Origin of the sequence: Micromonospora sp. NPDC052213 (assembly GCF_040679695.1) — a bacterium.
GTDB lineage: Bacteria > Actinomycetota > Actinomycetes > Mycobacteriales > Micromonosporaceae > Micromonospora.
The window spans coordinates 26648-47749 of the sequence record NZ_JBFAVI010000008.1 but is presented as its reverse complement, the minus strand read 5'-3'; the positions used below and the strand labels follow the sequence as shown (position 1 = coordinate 47749).

The 21102-nt window shown below is 74.4% G+C and carries 21 protein-coding genes; 11 read left to right on the top strand and 10 right to left on the bottom strand.

Translation table 11 applies throughout. The features are described from left to right. Positions 1-79 precede the first annotated feature (79 nt). Positions 80-583 carry a DUF1772 domain-containing protein gene (locus AB0L34_RS04070; RefSeq protein WP_350703642.1) on the bottom strand — a complete coding sequence of 168 codons (504 nt, stop codon included), beginning with the start codon at positions 581-583 and terminating at the stop codon, positions 80-82. A gap of 244 nt (positions 584-827) precedes the next feature. Here AB0L34_RS04070 and AB0L34_RS04065 point away from each other — a divergent pair, with 244 nt between their 5' ends. Further along, positions 828-2054, top strand: a complete 1227-nt coding sequence (locus AB0L34_RS04065) for a sensor histidine kinase (protein WP_363701709.1) — start codon at positions 828-830, stop codon at positions 2052-2054. After that, entirely contained in the window at positions 2051-2713 is a 663-nt protein-coding gene (locus AB0L34_RS04060; RefSeq protein ID WP_363701707.1) for a response regulator transcription factor, read from the top strand. Before AB0L34_RS04065 ends, AB0L34_RS04060 begins: the two co-directional genes overlap by 4 nt. 111 nt (positions 2714-2824) lie before the next feature. On the opposite strand, the gene AB0L34_RS04055 is transcribed toward AB0L34_RS04060, so the two are convergent. Together AB0L34_RS04055 and AB0L34_RS04050 are read right to left on the bottom strand one after the other, a co-directional pair. Continuing rightward, positions 2825-3784: an ATP-dependent DNA ligase gene (locus AB0L34_RS04055; RefSeq protein ID WP_363701705.1), complete on the bottom strand. Its 960-nt coding sequence runs from the start codon at positions 3782-3784 to the stop codon at positions 2825-2827. A gap of 276 nt (positions 3785-4060) precedes the next feature. Beyond that, a complete protein-coding gene (locus AB0L34_RS04050; protein ID WP_363701703.1) occupies positions 4061-5518 on the bottom strand; it encodes an MFS transporter in 1458 nt (485 codons plus the stop codon). Positions 5519-5595: 77 nt separating this feature from the next. On the opposite strand from AB0L34_RS04050, the gene AB0L34_RS04045 reads away from it, so the two are divergent. From AB0L34_RS04045 to AB0L34_RS04035, 3 genes are all read left to right on the top strand, one after another. Then, complete coding sequence (locus tag AB0L34_RS04045) at positions 5596-6027, top strand: helix-turn-helix domain-containing protein (RefSeq protein ID WP_363701701.1); 432 nt, start codon at positions 5596-5598, stop codon at positions 6025-6027. A gap of 173 nt (positions 6028-6200) precedes the next feature. After that, on the top strand, positions 6201-6746 hold the full coding sequence (locus AB0L34_RS04040; protein WP_363701699.1) for a helix-turn-helix domain-containing protein: 546 nt from the start codon (positions 6201-6203) through the stop codon (positions 6744-6746). 37 nt (positions 6747-6783) lie between these two features. Then, the gene (locus AB0L34_RS04035) at positions 6784-8988 is read left to right on the top strand and encodes an MMPL family transporter (RefSeq protein WP_363701697.1); all 2205 of its coding nucleotides are present in this window, start codon (positions 6784-6786) and stop codon (positions 8986-8988) included. A 24-nt stretch (positions 8989-9012) separates the two neighbouring features. On the opposite strand, the gene AB0L34_RS04030 is transcribed toward AB0L34_RS04035, so the two are convergent. Further along, the gene (locus tag AB0L34_RS04030) at positions 9013-10269 is read right to left on the bottom strand and encodes an erythromycin esterase family protein (RefSeq protein ID WP_363701695.1); all 1257 of its coding nucleotides are present in this window, start codon (positions 10267-10269) and stop codon (positions 9013-9015) included. Positions 10270-10484: 215 nt separating this feature from the next. Here AB0L34_RS04030 and AB0L34_RS04025 point away from each other — a divergent pair, with 215 nt between their 5' ends. Then, positions 10485-10676, top strand: a complete 192-nt coding sequence (locus tag AB0L34_RS04025; RefSeq protein WP_350703658.1) for a DUF2795 domain-containing protein — start codon at positions 10485-10487, stop codon at positions 10674-10676. Between the two features lie 42 nt (positions 10677-10718). On the opposite strand, the gene erm is transcribed toward AB0L34_RS04025, so the two are convergent. Both erm and AB0L34_RS04015 read right to left on the bottom strand, forming a co-directional pair. Beyond that, positions 10719-11516 carry an ErmE/ErmH/ErmO/ErmR family 23S rRNA (adenine(2058)-N(6))-methyltransferase gene (erm, locus tag AB0L34_RS04020; RefSeq protein ID WP_363701693.1) on the bottom strand — a complete coding sequence of 266 codons (798 nt, stop codon included), beginning with the start codon at positions 11514-11516 and terminating at the stop codon, positions 10719-10721. A gap of 528 nt (positions 11517-12044) precedes the next feature. Next, the gene (locus AB0L34_RS04015) at positions 12045-12950 is read right to left on the bottom strand and encodes a Gfo/Idh/MocA family oxidoreductase (RefSeq protein WP_363701754.1); all 906 of its coding nucleotides are present in this window, start codon (positions 12948-12950) and stop codon (positions 12045-12047) included. Between the two features lie 186 nt (positions 12951-13136). On the opposite strand from AB0L34_RS04015, the gene AB0L34_RS04010 reads away from it, so the two are divergent. Both AB0L34_RS04010 and AB0L34_RS04005 read left to right on the top strand, forming a co-directional pair. Further along, complete coding sequence (locus AB0L34_RS04010) at positions 13137-13532, top strand: hypothetical protein (RefSeq protein WP_350703661.1); 396 nt, start codon at positions 13137-13139, stop codon at positions 13530-13532. After that, positions 13525-13944, top strand: a complete 420-nt coding sequence (locus AB0L34_RS04005; RefSeq protein WP_357459465.1) for a hypothetical protein — start codon at positions 13525-13527, stop codon at positions 13942-13944. The genes AB0L34_RS04010 and AB0L34_RS04005 overlap by 8 nt, the downstream gene beginning before the upstream one ends. 42 nt (positions 13945-13986) lie before the next feature. On the opposite strand, the gene fabG is transcribed toward AB0L34_RS04005, so the two are convergent. Then, a complete protein-coding gene (gene fabG, locus AB0L34_RS04000; RefSeq protein WP_357459463.1) occupies positions 13987-14745 on the bottom strand; it encodes a 3-oxoacyl-ACP reductase FabG in 759 nt (252 codons plus the stop codon). A 143-nt stretch (positions 14746-14888) separates the two neighbouring features. On the opposite strand from fabG, the gene AB0L34_RS03995 reads away from it, so the two are divergent. Beyond that, on the top strand, positions 14889-16478 hold the full coding sequence (locus tag AB0L34_RS03995) for a DUF4139 domain-containing protein (protein ID WP_363701690.1): 1590 nt from the start codon (positions 14889-14891) through the stop codon (positions 16476-16478). A gap of 48 nt (positions 16479-16526) precedes the next feature. Here the strand turns inward: AB0L34_RS03995 and AB0L34_RS03990 are convergent, their stop codons facing one another. The 3 genes from AB0L34_RS03990 to AB0L34_RS03980 form a co-directional block, all read right to left on the bottom strand. Continuing rightward, positions 16527-18179 carry an alpha-amylase family protein gene (locus AB0L34_RS03990; RefSeq protein ID WP_363701688.1) on the bottom strand — a complete coding sequence of 551 codons (1653 nt, stop codon included), beginning with the start codon at positions 18177-18179 and terminating at the stop codon, positions 16527-16529. A gap of 411 nt (positions 18180-18590) precedes the next feature. After that, complete coding sequence (locus AB0L34_RS03985) at positions 18591-19310, bottom strand: hypothetical protein (protein ID WP_363701686.1); 720 nt, start codon at positions 19308-19310, stop codon at positions 18591-18593. Further along, positions 19307-19639, bottom strand: a complete 333-nt coding sequence (locus AB0L34_RS03980) for a helix-turn-helix transcriptional regulator (RefSeq protein WP_363701684.1) — start codon at positions 19637-19639, stop codon at positions 19307-19309. Before AB0L34_RS03980 ends, AB0L34_RS03985 begins: the two co-directional genes overlap by 4 nt. A gap of 91 nt (positions 19640-19730) precedes the next feature. Between AB0L34_RS03980 and AB0L34_RS03975 the strand changes: the two genes are divergently transcribed. Together AB0L34_RS03975 and AB0L34_RS03970 are read left to right on the top strand one after the other, a co-directional pair. Beyond that, on the top strand, positions 19731-20333 hold the full coding sequence (locus AB0L34_RS03975) for a DUF1349 domain-containing protein (protein ID WP_363701682.1): 603 nt from the start codon (positions 19731-19733) through the stop codon (positions 20331-20333). An 89-nt stretch (positions 20334-20422) separates the two neighbouring features. Continuing rightward, the gene (locus AB0L34_RS03970; protein ID WP_363701680.1) at positions 20423-21094 is read left to right on the top strand and encodes a DedA family protein; all 672 of its coding nucleotides are present in this window, start codon (positions 20423-20425) and stop codon (positions 21092-21094) included. Positions 21095-21102: the final 8 nt, after the last annotated feature.

The window sequence follows — 21102 nt, the reverse complement described above, 5'->3', positions numbered from 1 at the left end:
TCGAATCCTGCCCGGTCCGCCACACCGAACACGTACGGGGGCGGACGCGTCGACGTCCGCCCCCGTTGCCCGTCTCACGTCAGGTCCGTGGCGCGGTGGACCGGGCCCAGCGCAGCAGCGCGGTGAACGCCAGCACGGCGGTCACCGCACCGCCCAACAGACGCACCCGGTGCCCGGCGACGAACTCCGCGGCGACCTGGCGCAGGTACTCCGGGGAGTGCGTGCCGACCGGGTCGACGAACATGATCTCGTTGCGCGGCCAGAAGAAGAACACGGAGAACAGGAACTCGCAGGCGACGAACACCGCTGCCGCGCCGACGATCCACCAGCGCAGCCGGCGGTCACGCCAGGTGAGCACCGTCGCGGCGAGGGACGCGAGGACGACGGTGGCGCCGAGCGGCGGGAAGTAGTCACTCGGGCCGCCCGCCACCAGGAACTCGCGCGCCCGGTCCAGCGACGCCGGCGGGTCGCCGAAGATGTTCGGGTAGAGCATCACGGTCTCGGCGGCGACGCCGCCGAACGACATCATCGCCGTCCACACGAGAGCGACGAGCACCGCCCAGGTCAGCCTGTTGCGGGTCATGAGTCCTCCTGCCGATCCGTCGCGCCGTTCCGACGCCGTACGCCTGGTCGTCGTCGACGCTAGGCCGGCCGCCGTCGCCGGTCTGCCGTCCAGGAGCGCGAACCCGGGTCGCTTCCGGGCGTGCGCCGACGCCGCCCGGTCGCCCACCCGCGCGGTCGAGGTCGCTTCCCGACGTAGCCGACAGCCGCCGACGGACGCGCCTGGGCGACAGCGCCGGCACCCGGTCTGGTCCTACGCTCGTGGCGTGCCGGTATCCCGCCCCACCCGCACCGACGCCCTGCTCGGCCTGGCCACCTTCTGCCTGGTCGCGGCGGCCGTGGCCACCGGCGACGCCCCGAGTGCCCCGGCGGCGTACGGATTCGCGGTCGGCTTCGGGGCCCTGCTGCTGGTCGCCCGGGCCTGGCCCGTGCCGGCGCTGCTGGCGACCGCGCTCGGCATCACGGCGTACTACACGCTGGACCTGCCGCCGATCGGCCTGGCCGCGCCGGCCGCCGCCGTCCTGTACGCGGCGGCGGAGCGGGGCCGCGCGCTGTGGGCGGCGGTGGTCGGCGGGTCGCTGCTGGCGGCGTCGGTGGCGTCGCGGCTCGCCGAGGGCGACGACGCCGGCATCGTCCTGGGCTTCGGCCTCGGGTCCGAGGCGGCGCTGATGCTGGCCGTCGTCGCGCTGGGCGACGCCGTCCGTCACCGGCGCTCGCTGCGGGCCGAGCTGGCCCGGCAGGTGGTCGTGGCCGCCGAGGAGCGGCGGCGGGAGGCCGCCCGGCAGGTCGAGGCCGAGCGGCTGCGCATCGCCAGGGAGGTGCACGACACCCTCGGGCACACGATGTCCGTGGTCACACTCCAGTCGGCGGTGGCGCAGGAGGCGCTCGCCGACCGGGCGCCGGAGCGGGTGGACGTGGCGCTGGCGGCGATCCGGTCGGCGGGTGGCAGCGCGATGGCCGAGCTGCGCGCGACGCTGGGCACCCTGCGCGGCGACGCCGGCGTCCGCCGACCACCGCCGGGGGTCGACCAGCTCGCCGCCCTGGCGGAGGGCGTCCGCCGCAGCGGGCTCGCCGTCGAGCTGCGCGTCGACGGCGACGTCGGCGCGCTGCCGGCGGTCGTGGGCACCACCGCCTACCGGGTCGTGCAGGAGGCGTTGACCAACGCGCTGCGGCACGCGCGGGCCACGAGGGTCGACGTCACCGTCCGGGCGACCGGCTCCCACCTGACGCTGGAGGTCGTCGACGACGGCCGGGGCGCCGCCGCGCCACCCGGGGACGGCGACGGGAGCCCGGTGCGGAGCGGCGGCAGCCATGGGCTGCTCGGCGGGGGCCAGGCACCGGGCGGCTTGAGCCAGCAGGGCGGCGGGAGCCAGGGGCTGCGCGGGATGTCCGAGCGGGTCGCCCTGCTCGGCGGGACCGTCCACACCGGCACCGCCGGGACGGGCGGCTTCCGGGTGTCCGTCCGACTGCCGCTGTCCGGGCCCCGGCCGTGACGCCCCTGCGCGTCGTCCTCGTCGACGACCAGCACCTCATCCGTGCCGGGCTCCGCGCGCTGCTCGAACGCGACCCGGACATCGCCGTCGTCGCCGAGGCCGCCGACGGCGCCGCCGGCCTGGCCGCCGTCCGGGCCCACCGGCCGGACGTCGTCCTCATGGACGTCCGCATGCCGGGCACCGACGGCATCGAGGCCACCCGGCGCATCCTGACCGACCCCGGCCTCGCCGACGTACAGGTGGTCATGCTGACCACCTTCGACGACGACGAGTACCTCTTCGACGCCATCCGCGCCGGGGCGGCCGGGTTCCTGCTCAAGGACACCGCGCCCGACGCCCTGCGCGCCGCCGTACGCACCGTGGCCGGCGGGGACGCGCTGCTGTCGCCCGCCGTCACCCGCCGGGTGCTCGCCGCCGCCGCCCGCTCCCCCGTGCCCGACGGCACCCGGCTCGCCGGGCTCACCGAGCGGGAACGCGACGTCCTCGCCCAGGTCGGCGCCGGGCGGTCCAACGCGGAGATCGGCGCCGCCCTGCACCTCAGCCCGGACACCGCCCGCACCTACGTCAGTCGCCTGCTCGCCAAGCTGCACGCCCGCGACCGGTCCCAGCTCGTCGTGATCGCCTACGAGAGCGGGCTCGTCCGACCCGGCGAGCGGTAGCGCCACGCCGACGACACCTCCGGCCGACGACGAACCTCCAGCTGCCCGCCGGCCGCCGGCCGACGACGGGCCTTCGGCCGGCCGCCGGTCACCGGCGGTGCGGCGCGTACGTCAGCCGGCGGCGCGGCGGGCGCGGGCCCGGCGCTTGCCCTCGTGCATGGCCTGCACCCGCGCGATCGGGATGGTGTGCCCCTCCGCGACCAGGTCCGCCGGGAGCTGCTGCGGCGCGGGCATCCGCTCGGCCCACGGGTCGCGGTCGGCGACCAGCGCCGGGACGGTGCGGATCGTGAAGTCCGCCGGGGCGACGTCGGCCAGGTCGGCCCAGTCCACCGGGAAGGACACCGGCACCCCCGGCCGCAGCCGCGGGCTGTAGGCGGCCACCACGGTCGCCCCGCCGGCCCGCGTCGAGTCCACGAAGACCTTGCCGCCCCGGTCCTCGCGGATGAAGGCGGTGGTGGCCAGCGCCGGGTCCAGCCGTTCGGCGCGAGCGGCGACCGCCCGGGTGGCGGCGGCCATGTCCTCCACGGCGGCGCCCTCCGCGACCGGCACGAAGACGTGCACGCCCTTGGCACCGCTGGTCTTGACCGCGCCGGTGAGCCCGGCGTCGGCGAGCGCCTGCCGGACCAGCAGGGCGGCGGCCACCGCCAGCCCGAACGAGTCCCCCTCGGGCGGGTCGAGGTCGAGCACCAGATGGGTGGGGCGGTGCAGGTCGTCCACCGTGGCCAGGGTGGGGTGGTACTCCACGGCGCGCTGGTTGGCGAACCAGAGCAGGGTGCGCCGGTCGTCGCAGAGCGCGTACGAGACCTCGCGGTGGGACGCCTCGGCCCAGACGGAGGTGCGGCGCACCCAGTCCGGGGTGTACTTCGGCAGGTTCTTCTGCATGAACGCCGGCTGTCCGGGCCGGACCCGGATCACCGACAGCGGCCGGCCGCGCAGCGGCGGCAGGATCCGCTCGTGGACGGCGTCGAGGTAGTCGACCAGGTCCCGCTTGGTCGCGTCGTCGCCGTCGGACAGCGGTTGGTCGAGGTTGGTCAGCGACACGCCGTCCCGGGTCTCGTCAGCGCGACTCATCCGACCACCTTCCCGGCCCGACGGCCGGCGGTCAACCGGACGCGGCGGTGTGCTCCCCGACGAACGGGTCGCCGCCGCTCCCGTGGTGCGCGATCTCGCACTTCCTGCTTCCACGGAAGGGGACAGGTCACGCATCCCACGCGCCGCAGGTGCGAGATCGTCGACGCGAGGAAGAGGCCGCGGGCTGGCTCCTTCGGCGCGGTCCGGCTCCTTCGGCGCGGGCTGGCGCTTCCGCCCCGGTCCGGCCTGCTTCTCGTCGCGCCCGCCGGTAGCCGGTCAGGCGGCCGACCGGCGGGCCGGGGCCGGCTCGGCGGCCGGGCGGCTGGCCGGGGCGGGCCGGCGGCGGAGGGTGACCACGGCGACCAGGAGGGCGGCCGCGACGAGGGCGGCGGCCACGGTGAACGCGGTCCGGTAGCCGGCGGCGAGCGCGTCGGCCTCGGCCCAGCCGACGTCCCGCAGTCCGTCCGCGCGGCTGGCGGCCAGCGTGGCGAGCACGGCCAGCCCGAGCGCGCCGCCGACCTGCTGGGTGGTGTTGACCAACCCGGAGGCCAGCCCGGCGTCGGCCGGGTCGGCGCCGGCCATCGCCAGGGTGGTGACCGCCGGCAGGGTGAGCCCGCCGGCGACGCCGAAGAGGAGCATCGACGGGAGCACGTCGGGCAGGTAGCCGCCGTCGACCGGGAGCCGGGCGAGCAGCAGGAACGCGGCCACCGCCAGCGCGAGCCCGGTGACCAGCAGGGCCCGCGCGCCGTACCGGGCGATCAGCCGGCCCGCGAGGCCGAGCGAGACCACCGCGATCGTCACCGGCGTGGGCAGGAAGGCCAGCCCGGTGGCCGTCGGGTCGAGATCCAGGACGAGCTGGAGTTCCAGCGCGAGCAGGAACTGGAAGCCGAAGAACGCGGCGACCATGAGGAACTGCACGACGTTGGCGGCGACCAGGCCGGGGGTGCGCAGCACCCGCGGTGGCAGCAGCGGGGTCGCGGTCGACCGCTGCCGCAACGCGAACGCCGCGAGCAGGACCGCCGCGAGCGCGGCGGCGCCGAGCGTCCGGGCCGAGGCCCAGCCGTGCTCGCCGGTGCCGACGATCGCCAGCACGGCGAGCATCAGGCCCCCGGTGACCAGCGCCGCGCCGAGCAGGTCCAGGCCGGCGCGCAGGCCGACGCCGGGGTCGGCGTCGAGCAGGCGTACGGCGGCCAGCAGGATCAGCAGCCCGATCGGCAGGTTGACCGCGAAGATGGCGGGCCAGCCGGCCAGGTCGGTGAGCACGCCCCCGGCCAGCATGCCGATCGACGCCCCGGCGGCTCCGGTGAAGCTGAAGACCGCGATCGCGCGTGCCCGCTCGGCGGGCTCCGGGAAGAGCCGGACGATCATGCCGAGACTCACCGCCATGGTGAGCGCCCCGCCGACGCCCTGGAGGAAGCGGGCCACGACCAGCACCTCCGGGCCGGTCGCCACCGCGCAGAACAGCGAGGCCACGGTGAACAGCGCGACGCCGGCCAGGAAGACCGCCCGCCGGCCGAGCAGGTCGCCGAGGCGTCCGGCGAGCAGCAGCAGCCCACCGAAGGCGACGAGGTACGCGTTGACCACCCAGGCCAGGCCGGTCGCGGTGAAGCCCAGGTCCCGCTGGACGGCGGGCAGCGCCACCGCGACGATGCTGCCGTCCAGGATGATCATCAGGCTGCCGGCGCAGAGCACGAGCAGCGCCGGCCAGCGGGATCCGACGGTACGGATGGACACGGACGCCTCCTAGGTGCACGTTTTGTTACCGGAGCCATCTTCTGTGACCATGAGGCGGAGCGTAAGGAGGCACTTTCATGTCCCAGGGGAACACCGATGTGCCCGTGGACGGGGTCCAGGCGTGCGCGGCCGGCGACGCGCCGTTCACCCCCGGCCAGGCCAGGGCGTGCACGGTCCGCGAGGTGCTCGACCGGGTGGGTGGCAAGTGGAGCATCGGCATCCTGGTCGCCGCCTCCCAGGGGCCGGTGCGCTTCACCGAGTTGGAGCGCACGGTGGAGGGGATCAGCCGCCGGATGCTCACCCTGACCCTGCGCAACCTGGAACGCGACGGCCTGCTGCGCCGGACGGTCTATCCGACCGTGCCGCCGAAGGTGGAGTACACCGCCACCCCCATCGCGCTGGAGCTCTACGACTCGCTGGTCACCCTGACCAACTGGGCCGAGCGGCACCGCACCGCGATCGCCGACGCGCGCGACGCGTACGACCGGGCGCACGGCGAGGCGGGCTAGGCGACGACCCTGGCCCGGGTCCGGCGCCCGCTGAACCTCGGCCGGACCGGTGCCGGAGGGCGTCGGCCCGCGGCACACCCCGGCGCCTGTGGGGAACGCCACGCCTTCGATCTGACCGATCGGTCAGGCTCTGACCGATCGGTCAGGCATGCTGGTTCGGGAGGTGGACCGGCATGGCGCGGGCGGTACCGGAGACACACGACGACATCCTGGCGGCGGCGGCGCGACGCTTCGCGGTGACCGGCTACCGGGGCACCTCGTTGCAGGACATCGCCCGCGAGGTGGGCTGCTCCAAGGCGGCGGTGCTCTACCACTTCGCCAACAAGGAGGCCATCCTCACCGAGCTGATGGCCCGACCCATCGAGGTCCTCGAGGCGCTCGACGAGCGGATCGCCGCGCACCGGGGGGCGGACGCCCAGCGGGTCGCCGCCGAGGGCTTCGTCGACCTCGCGGTCCGGTTCCGGCGCGAGATCGCCCTGCTCCGGGGCGAGTTCCCGGAGCTGCTCCAGCAGCCCGCCTTCGCGCACGTCCAGCGGATCTCCGAGCGGCTTATCGACGCGTTCGCCGGGCATCCGGACCGCCCCTCCGCCCGGATCACCGCGCTGGTGCTGCTCGCCGGCATCTCCGAGACGTGCGGCGAGTTCGTCGACGTACCCGACGAGGAGCTGCGCGCCGCCCTGCTGGCACTCGTACGACGGGCGCTGGAGCCCGTCGACTGACTCGTTCCCAACCACCACGACCGAGGACAAGGAACTCATGGCGACCCTGCTCTACCGGCTCGGCCGGGGCTCGATGCGCCGGCGGCGACTCGTCGCGGCGATCTGGCTCGTCGTACTCGTCGGACTCGGCCTCGCCGCCGCGACCCTGCGCGGCCCGATGGCGGACAACTTCACCATGCCCGGCACGGAGTCCCAGCGCGCCCTGGACCTGCTCGCCGAGCAGTTCCCGGCGGCCAGCGGCGCGACCGGCACCATCGCGGTCAAGGCACCGGCCGACGGCGCGCTCGGCAGCCCGCAGGGGCAGGCCGTGGTGAAGGAACTCGCCCAGGAGGCCGCGACGCTGCCCGGGGTGGTCGGCGCCGTCGACCCGTTCCAGGTGGGGGCGGTCTCCCCCGACGGCCGGTACGCGCTGGTCCAGGTCCAGTTCGCCACCGGAGCCGACGAGGTGACCGACGCCCAGCGCGACGCGTACGAGCAGGTCGGCGCGCGGGCCGAGGCGCAGGGCTGGGAGGTCGCGCCCGGCGGCGAGGTGCTCAGCGCCGTGCCGGAGGTCGGCTCGACCGAGGCGATCGGTGTCGCGATCGCCGCGATCGTCCTGGTGGTCACGTTCGGGTCGCTGGTGGCGGCCGGGATGACCATGCTGAACGCCCTGATCGGCGTGGGCGTCGGCATGGCCGGCCTCTTCGCGCTGAGCAGCGTGGTCGACCTGACCAGCACCGCGCCGATCCTCGCCCTGATGCTCGGCCTCGCGGTCGGCATCGACTACTCGCTGTTCATCACCTCCCGCTACCGGCAGAACCTGATCGAGGGCCTGCCGCCGGACGAGGCGGTGGGCCGCGCGGTGGGCACCGCCGGCTCGGCCGTGCTCTTCGCCGGGGCCACCGTGGTCATCGCGCTGGCCGGCCTGGCCGTGGTCAACATCCCGTTCCTGACCGTGATGGGTCTGGCCGCCGCCGCCACGGTCACCGTCGCGGTGCTGGTCGCGATCACGCTCCAGCCCGCCCTGCTCGGCTTCGCCGGCCGCCGGGTGCTCCCCCGCAGGCTGCGCTCGTCCGTGCCGGCCGGGGACGGGGCGGTCGCCGGCGCCGCGGCGCCGGCCGCCGAGGACCGCTCCGGGCTCGGGTTCCGCTGGGCGCGCGCCGTCACCCGGTTCCGGATCCCCGTCATCCTGGTCGGGCTGCTCGGGCTGGGCCTGCTCGCGCTGCCCACGCCGGACATGCGGCTGGCGCTGCCGGACGCGGGCACCGCGCCGGTCGGCTCGCCCGCCCGGGCGTCCAACGACCTGATCACCGAGGGCTTCGGGCCGGGCTTCACCGGCCGCCTCGCGGTGGTGGTCGCCGGGGACACCCCGCAGGCCACCTCGGCCGCGGTCCCGCAGGTCACCGCGCTGATCCAGCGCACCGAGAACGTCCTCGCGGTGGCCCCGCCGCAGCTCAGCCCGGACGGCCGCACCGCGCTGCTCGGCGTGGTGCCGAAGACGGGGCCGACCGACGAGGCCACGGAGACCCTGGTCAACGACGTCCGGGCCGCGGTCGGCGAGTTCCGCGACGTGGACGTGCTGCTGACCGGCGCGACCGCCATCGGCATCGACGTCTCCGAGAAGCTCTCCGACGCCCTGCCGGTCTACCTGCTGCTGGTGGTCGGGCTCTCGGTGCTGCTGCTGATGCTGGTCTTCCGCTCGCTGCTGGTGCCGGTCAAGGCCGCGCTGGGCTTCCTGCTCACCGTCGCCGCGACGTTCGGCATCACCGTGGCGGTGTTCCAGCAGGGCCACCTCGCCGACCTGGTCGGCCTGGACACGCCCGGCCCGCTGGTCAGCTTCCTGCCGATCCTGCTGATCGGCATCCTGTTCGGGCTGGCGATGGACTACGAGGTCTTCCTGGTCTCCCGGATGCGGGAGGACTTCGTGCACGGTGACACCGCGCAGCAGGCGACCATCAACGGGATGGGGCACGGGGCCCGGGTGGTCACCGCCGCCGCCCTGATCATGATCTCGGTGTTCGGCGGCTTCGTGTTCCTCGACGACCCGGTGATCAAGTCGATGGGCTTCGCGCTCGCGATCGGCGTCGCCATCGACGCGTTCGTGGTGCGGATGACGATCGTCCCGGCGGTGATGTCGCTGCTCGGCCGGGCAGCCTGGTGGCTGCCGCGCTGGCTGGACAGGGCCCTGCCGAACGTCGACATCGAGGGCGAGGGCCTGCGCGCCCACCTCGACGAGAAGACCCCGGTGACCCCCCGCGCCTGACCCGCCCGACGCCTACCCGGCCGGTCAGACGCCGGCCGGGTAGGTCTCCATCTCGCCGGGCGTGGTCAGGGCGGGCAGCGGGTGCAGGGCGGTGGTCTCGTCGCACCAGACGAAGGCGTCGTACCGCTCCCCCAGCCGGGTCGGCACGTAGTTGCCCCAGGACTCGAACGACGGGTCGTAGACCACCCCGATCGCCCGGTGGTCGGCGGTGTCGGTGACCCAGCCCGGCTGGTCGGCGCCGCCGAAGACGAGCACCGCCCGTTCCGGCATCAGCTCGTGCAGCCGGCCCTCGACCGAGCCCGGGCGGGCCGGCGGCACCACCATCGCCTCGGCCGGCGAGCCCCAGCGCGGCGCGGCGATCACCGTGCCCTGGTAGCCGCCGAAGCCGACCAGGACCACGTCGTCGGCCCCGTGCCGCTCACGGGCCAACTGACCGATGTTGATCAACCCGTCGGCGGCCATGTCGGTGGCCCGGGCGTCCCCGATGTGTGTGTTGTGCGCCCAGACGATCCCCCGCGAGCCCGGGCCGTAGCGGTCCAGCAGCCGGTCCAGCGTGTCCGCCATGTGGGTGTCCCGGATGTTCCACGACTCCGGGCCGCCCCGGACCATGGCCCGGTAGTAGCGCTCCGCGCCGGCCACCACCTCCGCGTTCTGCCAGGCCGAGAAGCTGTCCGGGCCGTCCGCGGCGGCCTGTTCGCGGGTACGCGCCAGCAGCCGGACGACCTCCTCCTCGCAGCGCGCCGAGACGAACCGGCTGGCCGCGCCGTACTCCTCGACCCGCTTGCCGTACGGCTCGAAGCAGCGGTACGCGTCCTGCGCCGCCTCCAGCGACGCCGGGTCCTCCTCGCCGAGGTAGTCGAAGATCGCCTGCATCGACTCCCACAGGCTGTAGACGTCCAGGCCGTGGAAGCCGGCCCGGGCGTCCTCGGGCCGCTCGACGTTCCACGCCCGCAGCCAACTGCAGAACCGGGACACCTCGGCGTTCGCCCACATCCAGGTCGGCCACCGCTCGAAGCGCTCCAGCGCCATGCGCGGCTCGGTGGCCCCGCCCGGGGCGCCCGTCACGGATCGGTGCACCCGGTCGCAGTCGGGCCAGTCCCCCTCCACGGCGACGAAGGAGAAGCCGCACTCGGCGATCAGCCGGCGGGTGAGCTGTTCGCGCAGCCGGTAGTAGTCGTAGCTGCCGTGCGTCGCCTCCCCGATCATCACGATCCGGGCGTCCCGGACGCGCTCCAGCAACGGGTCGAAGTCGCTCGGCGCGCCGAGCCGCTGAACCAGCATGGCGGGCGGCTACCCGGCGTGTCGCCGGGCAAACCGCCGGCCGTCGCGCGGGGCGGCCACCCCGCCGGTCCCGCGCGACGTGGGCCGCGCGGGACCGGACCGACCGGGCACGGAGCGGGACCCCGGGGCGCGGGGGCGGACCCGAGCGGGGCGTGGGGCCGGGACCCGCGAGGCACGGGCGGTGTGCCGGCGGGCTGAGCGGGTAGCCCGTCGGCATGACCGTCACCGGCGTGCAGTTGCAGGAGTACCTGGCCGGACTCGACTACCCGGTCTCGCGGGAGGACCTGGTCCGCTGGGGCCAGGAGAACGGGGTCAGCACGGAGATGCTCCAGATGCTCCGGTCCCTGCCGAGGGAGGAGTTCGACTCCCCCGCCGAGCTGAGCGAGGCCCTGAACACGCTGGCCTGACCGCGGCACGACCTGCACGCCACACTCCAGCGGCTGGCCGGCTCACCTGGCGTGCAGCAGCCGGAACAGCACCAGCCACTGCTCCGGCCAGACGTGCCCGACCGGGGTGGCCGGGTCGAGCCGCGTCGCCCGCAGCGCCGCCGACAGCCGCGCGCGCGGGTGGTGCCGGCCCAGCGAGGCCGCGAGCGAGCCGCCGACCCCGTCGAAGCCGATCTCCACCATCCGCCGGTACGCGGGCAGCGCCGCCGCGGCCAGCAGCGGCTCCGGCCGCCGCTCGACGCGCAGGATGCCGGCGTCCACCCCGGGCACCGGGCGGAACGCGGTGCGGGGCACCCGCCCGGCGAGCCGCCAGCCGAACTCCGGCCAGGTCAGGACGGTGAGCCGGGTCCACCGGCCGTAGTCGCCGCTGCGCCGTCGGGCGTACTCGAGCTGGGTGAGCAGGGTCGCCGCGCGCAGCCCGGGCGCGGCCAGGCACCACCGCACCACGGCCGAGGTGAGCGACCAGGGGATGTTGCCGACCACGTCGAACTCCTCCCGCGGGGGCGTCGCGGTCAGGAAGTCGGCCTGGCGGTGGGTGACGTTCGGCAGGCCGGCGCAGATCCCGGCCAGCTCGGCGCCGGCGGCGGGGTCCACCTCGTACGCCATCAGGTGTCGGCAGCGGGCGGCGAGCGGCCGGGTGAGCTGGCCCCGGCCGGCGCCCACCTCCAGCAGGAGCCGGTCGGGCCGGGGTCGGGCGGCGTGCACCAGCCGGGCGATCGCGGCCGGGTCGACGAGGAAGTTCTGGGAGAGTACGCGCCGGGAGCGGTCGCGTTCGGTTGCTCGGGTACGGCGGGGCGCCACGGGTCGTCGTCCTGTCTGTCGCCGTGCGGCGACGGAGCGGACAGGCAGGGGAAAGGGGCCTGTCCGGGGGAAGAGTGGACTCGGACGGCCCTGGGCGTGGCGCGGGGACTGCGGGTCGGCGGCGCACGGCGGCACCCACCGCTCGGCCGGAGACCGGAGGCGGCGCGGCACGCCACCGCCCGGCCGGAGACGGGGGTGGCGCGCGCGGCACGTCACCCGGGCGGGTGACCGGGGTGGCGCCGACGGCGGCACTCACCCCGGGGTGTCACCCGGGCGGCGGTGGGACGGCGCCGAGGGCCCGGCCAGGACCGGGCGGAGGGCGCCGTGCGTGCGGTGCGGGATCAGTCGCGGGTCGCGTCGGCCAGGGCCGGACGCCGGACTCGCAGGCGGGCCAGCAGTGGCCCGAAGGCGGCCGGCGTGCCGACCCCCTCGATCAGAGCGTGCGCGGACATGCCCGCGACCCTAGCTCCGTCGTCGCCGCCCGGCGACCGCTTTTCCGCCTCAGCCGGCAGGCCGACGGTGCGGCCCTCAACCCGGGAGGTCGACGGTGCGGCCCTCGGCGCGGGCGGTCTCGGCGGCGGCGAGCACGGCGACGACCTCGCGGCCGAAGCGCACGTCGCAGCGGTGGTCCCGGGTGCCCGACCCGATCTCCTCCAGCAACTGGTCGATCGCCACCCCCAACGCGGTGGCCGAGTCGCCCTCGCCGGCCGGGACGGTCTCGATGCCGTTCTCGCCGTAGAAGACGAACTCCCGGCTCACCGCCTCGGGCGGGGCGTCCAGGGTCAGCGAGATCGTGCTCGTCGCTCCCCCGTCGTGGGTGAGCAGCAGGTGGACGAGCCCGCGCGGCCCGTCCATCGCGGCGACCCGGGTGACCCGGCCGAGCACCGGCAGGATGACCGACAGCGCGTGCGGGCCGATGTCCCAGAGCGCGCCGTGCTGCCGCCGCCAGGGCGAGGCGCCGTACGGGCTGCTCGGCTGGAAGATCGAGCCGAACCGGACCGCCTTCGCGGTGTGCCACCCGCCGACGGCGGCGGTCGAGGCCAGGAAGGCGGCGATGTCCGGCTGGTAGCGGCCGGTGAAGAAGACCACCGAGGCGACGCCGGCCGCCTGCGCGGCGTCGACCACCCGGTCGGCCTCGGCGACGCTCAACGCGAGCGGCTTGTCCAGCAGCAGGTGCCGACCGGCGGCGGCCGCGCGGACCGCGATGTCGGCCTGGATGTCCGGCGGGAGGGCCACCGCGACCGCGTCGCAGGCGTCGAGCAGCGCGTCGACGTCGGTGAACGCCGGCGCCCCGTAGCGGTCGGCCAGGCCGGCGGCCTTGCGCGGGTCGCGGCCCCACACCCCGGCGATCGTGGCCCCCGGGTGCGCGTGCAGCGCCGCGCCGTGCGTCTCCGCCGCCCAGTGACCGGTGCCGAACAACCCGAACCGCACCACGAGAACCCCCACCGTCGTCGTCTCGCCACGGCAGCACCCCGCGGCCCCGGTCCACGCTAGTCGCCCGCCCCGGCGCCCGCCGGCGTGACCGGGCCTATTCCGGGTGTCCGGGGCGGCGGGTGGCGGGGTGTACTACGCGGGTTAGTAGGCTGTGCCGGTGACCGAACCGAGCCCCGGGTGGCCCCGATGACCAGCGCAGCCTCGGCCGGTTCGCCGGTGGACGGGCTCCTCGCGACCGCCTCGATCGTGCTCTCGCTCCTCGTCGCCGCCTGGGCCCTGGTGGCGACGCTGCGCCATCGCGCGCCGGACCGGGTGCAGTTCGCCGGTCTGGCGCTGCTGGAGGCGGCGCTGCTCGTGCTCGCGGTGGTGGCGGGGGTCGCCCTCGGCGGCGGCGAGCGCCCCGGGGAGCCGGGGGCCTTCTTCGGTTACCTGGCGACGCTGGTCTGCCTGCCGCCGCTGGCCTGGGTGCTGGCCCGGATGGAGCCGACCCGCTGGGGCTCGGCCATCGTCTGCGCGGTCTGCCTGGTCACGCCGGTGGTCGTCGTGCGGCTGCAACAGACGTGGGAGGTGCTGGGTGGCTGAGGTGCGGGCCCCGGAACGGACTCGGACCAACGCCGGCCCGGGTCGGCTGTTGATCGCTGTCTACCTGCTCTTCGCGATCGCCGCCACCAGCCGCGCCGGCCTCCAGATCGCCACGAGGTTCGACGAGGCCCCGGTGGCGTACCTGCTCTCGGCGCTCGCCGCGGCCATCTACATCGTCGCGGCGGTGGGGCTGGCGCGCGCGGGTGCCGCCGGCCGGCGCGTCGCCCTGGCGTGCTGCACGGTGGAACTGGCCGGGGTGCTCGGCGTCGGCATCCTCAGCGTGGCCGACCCGGAGCTGTTCCCCGACGAGACGGTCTGGTCGCGGTTCGGCAGCGGGTACGGCTACATCCCGCTGGTCCTGCCGGTGCTCGGCCTGCTCTGGCTCTGGCGCACCCGCACCGCCCGCACCTGACCCACCCCGCCTCGCCGGACGGGGTGGGACGTGGGGGCGCGGTCAGTCCTTGGGGCCGCCGGCGACGTAGATGACCTGGCCGGAGACGAAGGACGCTCCCTCGCTGACCAGGAACGAGATGGTGTGCGCGACGTCCTCCGGCCGGCCGGGGCGGCGGACCGGGATCTCCGCCGCGGCGTGCTTCTGGAGGTCGTCGAAGTCGACCTTCATCCGGGCGGCGGTGGCGGCGGTCATGTCGGTGACGATGAAGCCGGGCGCGACCGCGTTGACGGTCACCCCGAACGGGCCCAGCTCGATGGCGAGCGTCTTGGTGAAGCCCTGGAGGCCGGCCTTCGCGGCGGAGTAGTTCGCCTGGCCCCGGTTGCCCAGCGCGGAGGTGCTGGAGAGGTTGACGATCCGACCCCACTTCTGCTCGACCATGTGCTTCTGGGCCGCCTGGCTGAACAGGAACGCGCCGCGCAGGTGCACGCCCATGACCGTGTCCCAGTCGGTGTCGCTCATCTTGAACAGCAGGTTGTCGCGCAGCACGCCGGCGTTGTTCACCAGCACGGTCGGCGCGCCCAGCCCGGCGGCGACCCGCTCCACGGCCGCCTCGACCTGGGCCCGGTCGGACACGTCGGCGCCGACGCCGAGCGCCCGGCCACCGGCGGCGGCGATCGCGTCCACCGTGTCCTTGGTCGCCGACTCGTCGATGTCGACCACCGCGACCGCGAGGCCGTCGGCGGCCAGCCGGCGGGCGGTGGCCGCCCCGATCCCCCGCGCCGCCCCCGTGACGATGGCGACCCGCTGCTCCTCCGACATTCCTACCTCCCGGTAACTTCCGCTCGATCGGAGGAGCTTAACCCAGGCGTACGGCGTGCCGGCCGGGCGCGGGACGCCGGTCCGGCCGACACCCCGCCGCGGCCTGCCGGGGTTACGAGCGCGGTTCGGCTACCGTCGCCGCCGTGAACGCAGTGGAGATCGAAGCACCCGTCGTCGGTGTCACCGTCTACCCGGACCGGGCCCGGGTCACCCGCCGGGGCAGCACCCGGCTGGCCGCCGGCGAGCACCGCGTACGTGTCGCCCCGTTGCCGCTGGGCCTGCGGCGGGACTCGGTACGGGTCGGCGGCCGGGGCGCGGTCACCGTGCTCGGCGTGGACGTGACGACGTGGCGGCAGGCACGCAGCACCGACGGACAGGTCCGCGAGCTGGAGCAGCGGAGCCGCGAGCTGGCCGACGAGCTGGCCGAGGTCGACGACGCGGACGAGATCGAGGCGCAGCGGGGGCAGTTCATCGGCCGGCTGGCCGAGCGGGCCGGCGGCACGTACGCCCGCGCGTTGGCCTCCGGTGACGCCGCCCCGACCGACGTCGCCGGCTTCGCCGACTCGGTGGCCGGCCAGCTCGCCGACTCCCGCAGCCGCCGGCGCGGGTTGGCCCGGCGACGTGCCGACCTGACCGAGGAGCTGGCGGCCGTCGAGCGGCAGTTGGCGGCGGCGAACGGCAAGCGGGAACCGGACCGGCTGGCCGCCGAGGTGACCGTGGCGGTGGACGCCGACGACGCCGAGCTGGACCTGGAGCTGACCTACCTGGTCGACGGGGCCCGCTGGCAGCCCTCCTACGACCTGCGGCTGGTCGACGACACCATGACCGTCACCTGGTTCGGCCTGGTCAGCCAGGACACCGGCGAGGACTGGCCGGAGTGCGAACTCCAGCTCTCGACCGCCCGCCCGGCAGCGGCGACCGGCGTACCCGAACTGTCGCCCTGGTATCTCGACCGGGTCCGGCAGGTACCGCGGATGCCCATGTCGACGGCGAGCTTCGGCGCGCTGCCGCCACCGCCGGCGCCCGGCGCGGCGCCGGCCGCCGCGGGTGGTACGGCCCGGTCCGCCCCGCCGCGCCCCACGGTGCGGGAGAGCGTGGCCACGGTCGAGCAGGGGGTCACCGCCGCCACCTACCGGCCGGCCCGCCCGGTCGCGGTGCCGGCGGACGGCAGCGCGCACCGGGCCACCATCGCCGTGCTGGAGCTGCCGGCCCGGCTGGACCACGTGACCGCGCCGGTCCGCGCGGCCGAGGCGCACCTGCGGGCGACGGTCCGCAACACCTCGGCGCACACGCTGCTCCCCGGCCCGGCGGCGGTCTTCCACGGCGCCGACTTCGTCGCGGCCACCCGGCTGTCGACGTGGTCGCCCGGCGAGGAGACCGAACTGGCGCTCGGGGTGGACGACCGGGTACGGGTGGAGCGGAAGCTGGGCCGGCGCGCCGACACCCGGGCCACGCTCGGCTCGACCCGGCGACGGGAGGTGGAGTACCGGATCAGCGTCGCCAACCACACGCCCCAGACGGCGACGGTGGAGGTACGCGACCAGCTTCCGGTGTCGCGCGACGAGGCGGTGGTCGTCCGGGAAGCCACGGTCGTCCCGCCGCCGGCCGAGCGTACCGAGCTGGGCGAGCTGACCTGGCGGCTGCGGCTCGGGCCGGGCGAGAGCGGCGAGATCACCATGGGCTTCCGGGTCGAACTCGCCAAGGGGGTCGAACTGGCCGGCTGGCGGGAGTGACCGGTCGTCCGCCGAGGTGGGGTGGACGACGGTCGACATGGGGCCGGGCTAGAGGCCGCGACCACGGCAGAGGCGGATCCACCGGTAGCCGTGGCCGGCCAGCTTGAGGCGGTCCAGCTTGCCCACCCCGCCGTAGTTGCGGTCGGCGAGAACGTCGACGGGGAGGTCCGCCTCCGGCTCCAGCGTGCTCAGGTCGACCTCCGCGTCGGAGGTGCCGAGGTTGTGCAGGAACACCATCGTCCCGGTCCGCCCGTCGGCCCGGTGCGCCAGCACGCCCGGCGGCATCGCCACGTCGATGTGCGTGGTCGAGCCCGAGCCCACCTCGGGGGCCTCGCGGAGCGTACGGATCATCCGCTCGAACCAGGCGAGCAGCGACCTGGGGTCGCTGCGCTGGGCGGTCACGTTGACCTTCTCGTAGCCGAAGTCGCCCTTGTCGACCACCGGGCGGACCAGCTTCTCCGGGTCGGCCGTCGAGAACCCGGCGTTCGGCCGGTACGACCACTGCATCGGGGTGCGGATCGCCTCCCGGCCGGGCAGCGACAGGTCCTCCCCCATGCCGATCTCCTCGCCGTAGCGCAGCACCGGCGTGCCGCGCAGCGAGAACTGGAGCGAGTACGCCAGCTCGATGCGCCGGCGGTCGTTGCCGAGCATCGGGGCGAGCCGGCGGCGGATGCCCCGGTCGTAGATGCGCATGTCCTCGTCGGGGCCGAACTCCGCGTACACCTGGTTGCGCTGCTCGGCGGTCAGCCGGGACAGGTCGATCTCGTCGTGGTTGCGCAGGAAGGTGGCCCACTGCCCGCCCTCGGGCAGCGCGGGGGTGTCCCGCAACGCCTCGATGATCGGCTCCGGGTCCTGCCGGGCCAGGGCGAGCATCAGCCGCCCGTTGAGCATGAAGTCGAAGAGCATGTGCAGGCGGTTCGACGAGCCGCCGGCGTCGGCGAAGAAGGTCGGCAGCTGGTCGGGCTCCACGTTGGCCTCGGCGAGCAGGACGGCGTCGCCCCGGCGCCACTGGACGTGCTGGCGCAGCTCGGTGAGGAACTCGAAGTCCTTCGGGGAGTCCGGGTTGCCGGGCTCGGTCAGCTCGATGATGAACGGCACGGCGTCCATCCGGAAGCCGGAGACGCCGAGCTGGAGCCAGAACGACACGATCTTCTTGACCTCCTCGCGCACCTGCGGGTTCGCGAAGTTGAGGTCCGGCTGGAACTTGTAGAACCGGTGGTAGTACCAGGCCCTGGCGGTCCGGTCGTAGGTCCAGGTCTCGTGCTGCTCGCCGGGGAAGACCATGCCCTGGTGCCGGTCGTCCGGCTCGTGGTCGGCCCAGACGTACCAGTCGCGGTACGGCGAGTCCGGCGAGGAGCGGGCGGACTGGAACCAGGGATGCTCGTCCGAGGTGTGGTTCACGACCAGGTCGATGATCACCCGGATGCCGCGGTTCTGCGCCTGGTGCAGCAGCTCGGCGAAGTCGCCGAGGGTGCCGAAGCGCGGGTCGACGTTGTAGAAGTCGGTCGCGTCGTAGCCGTCGTCGCGGTTGGGCGACGGGTGGACGGGGTGCAGCCAGAGGCAGGTGACACCCAGCCGGGCGAGGTAGTCGAGTCTGCCGATCAGGCCCCGGATGTCGCCGACGCCGTCGCCGTCGGAGTCCGCGTACGTGTCGATGTCGAGGCAGTAGACGACGGCCTCGGAATACCACCTGTCAGCCATGCCGACCTAATGTCTCCGGTCCCCGCGTCCGGCAAACGCCGACCGGCCCGTTCGCAGGTCGGCGTCCGTCCCTAGGACTTGAGCGCGGTGATGAGCCCAGCCACCGCAACGACGAGCGAGACAAGAACCGTGATCAACTCGATCCGACGCCGGTGCTGCCGATCGTGAGCATCGGCGTCAGGCGGCCGTGTCTCAGGGGCCACGCGATCCGACGCCGGCCAGGCGTCAGCATCGACGTGTTCCGGGGGTGTGGGTACGTTCATTCCGTCTCCTGGTTGGTATGTCTGGTCGGACCGCGTCGATACGGAGTCACCGGCAGCACCGGCCTCCGGACGTCGGCTGGCTGTCGGGAACCCACTCTCGCCAACTCTCCCGTCACTGGCTCCGAGCGAGCGTCGGAACACATGGCCCTTATGGGCTCAGCCTCCGGGGCGACGGACGGCGCAGCTCATGCCTGAGTTCGAACACTCGGTTGAACTGCCTCAGGACGTAGAGCAGTTGCGCCCCGTACGGCCGGTTCCTCTCCGCGAGCCCGTACAGTTCGGCGCGGAGTTCCTCGCCGTACCGTTCCCGCTGGCCGGGCGGGAGGAACCGGACGATGACGTCGACCAGCCGCAGCGCCTGTCTTCCTGGTCGGAGGTCGAGGGCCGACGCGACGTCATCGGTCACCTGCGACTCGGTGTTGTCGGCGAGATCCCCGGCGAGGTCACGGTCGAGTCTGACGCTGATCTCGACGTCGACGCCGCCCGCGTGCTGCCATGCGAGACGGAGTTGCAGCTCGTCGGCGAGGCGGTAGGCGAGGTGGTAGGCGAGGTTGAAGTTCCGGATTAGGAACTGGACACGAGCCGCGTTGTCGTCCTGCCCGCACGCAGCTCCTTCGAGGAGGGTCAGTGCCGCGGCACGCTCTCGGGCAAGCGCTTCGACCAGGTCACCCACCCACCGGTACGCGCGGCGCTCATCGTAGGTACGCAGGTCCCGGAAAATTGCCGGGCCTTCCTTGTTCAGTCGGGCGAGCACGTCGGCTATCGGGCGACCTTCGGGGATCCTTTGTGCCACGTCTTCAGAGGAGACGGCGAGGACTTCGAGGTCGCGAATGAGATCCAACGCCGCCTCCCACATTAAGTTGATCATGCGATGCTGCCCGGATAGGCCGGATCGGCGCCACGGAAGCGCCGGGCCTCGACTGCCGCTAGGGCGGAACGGGCCTGCTGCGCACCGTCGGGGCTCAGCCGGTAGTAGCGCCTGCGCGGTCGTCCGGCGCGATGCGGATCCACGTTCTCCCAGTGCGACTCCAGCCATCCGACCTTCTCGAGCCGCGCAAGGATCGGATGGATGGTGCCGCTGGCCAGGTTGGCTTCCTCGCAGATCTGCAAGCCGTATTTCTCCTGGGCAGGCCTGTCCAGGAGTACCTGCAGCACCCGCTGTGTAGCCAGCGTCATCCGTACTTCCGATGTCGGCATGGTCGTATGCTACCTAGCTAGCTATAACTCTAGCTAGCCCCCCTGACCGTCGCGTTAGTTCCAATGCGTCACCGGCGATACGGTCGCCGACATGGGTGATGCGAAGCAGCCGGTCGACTGGGCCGAGGGCGAGTGGTGGAACGAGCCGGTGCGGGTCGAGCACGGGCCGGCCGGCGAGCTGCTGGTGGAACCGGCCGGGGGCAGCGACCTGTGGCGGCACACCTCGTACGGCTTCGTGCACGACGACGCCCCGGCGTTGCTCGCGCCGCTGCCCGTCGGCGACGCGGTGGAGGTGGCCTTCCACCTCGACTACGGCGCCCAGTTCGACCAGGCCGGCGCGCTGGTCCGCGTCGACGAGCGGAACTGGGTGAAGGCCGGGGTGGAGGTCAGCGACGGCCTGCCGCAGGTCGGCGCCGTGGTGACCCGGGAGGTGTCCGACTGGTCGGTCGCCCCGGTGCCGGAGTGGGCCGGGCGGGAGGTCACCGTCCGGGTCAGCCGCGACCGGGACGCGCTCACCGTGCGGGCCCGGGCCGGCGGCGAGCCGTGGCGGCTGGTCCGGCTCGCCCCGCTGCCGCCGGAGGCGGTGGCGACGGCCGGGCCGTACTGCTGCTCCCCCACCCGGGCGGGGCTGCGGGTCCGGTTCACCGGGTGGCGGCGGGGGCCCGCCGACGCGGCGCTGCACCCGGAGGGCTGAGCCGGCGTGGCTTCCGGACACGGGCAGGTGTGACCGGCGGGTCGCGGGGTAGAGGACTCTGATCCCCCGGACCCGGCGAAAGGATCGCGATGGCACTCGCCGAGAACGTCGACCCGACCCGGCTCGGCGGGCTGACCGGATGGGTGGCGGGGATCATCGATGCCGCCGGCGCGTTCGGCGTGGCGCTGCTGGTCGCCCTGGAGAGCATCATCCCGCCGATCCCGAGCGAGATCGTCCTGGCGATGGCCGGCTACCTGGCCGGCGAGGGACGGTTCAACGTGGTGCTGGTGGTGCTCGCCGCCACCGCCGGCTCCCTGGTGGGGGCGCTCGTCCTCTACTGGCTGGGCGCGGTCGCTGGCGAGGACCGGCTCAAGCGCTGGCTGGACCGGCTGCCGCTGGTCGACCGGGACGACCTGGAGAAGGCGGACCGCTGGTTCGAGCGGCACGGCCGGTGGGCGGTGCTCTTCGGCCGGATGATCCCGGTGGTGCGCAGCCTGGTCTCCATCCCCGCCGGGGCCAACCGCATGCCGCTGCCCGAGTTCGTCGCCTTCACGACGCTGGGCAGCGGCGTCTGGAACTCGCTCTTCGTCGGCCTGGGCTACGCCCTCGGCTCCCGCTGGCAGCAGATCGAGCGGTACAGCGACTGGTTCGACTACGGCATCGTCGCCGTCCTCGTGGTGATGATCGTCTGGTGGGCGGTCAAGAAGGCCCGCCGCCGGCGCGCCCGCCACCGCGACCGCGCCGGCGCCGCCACCCGCTGACCCGGGCC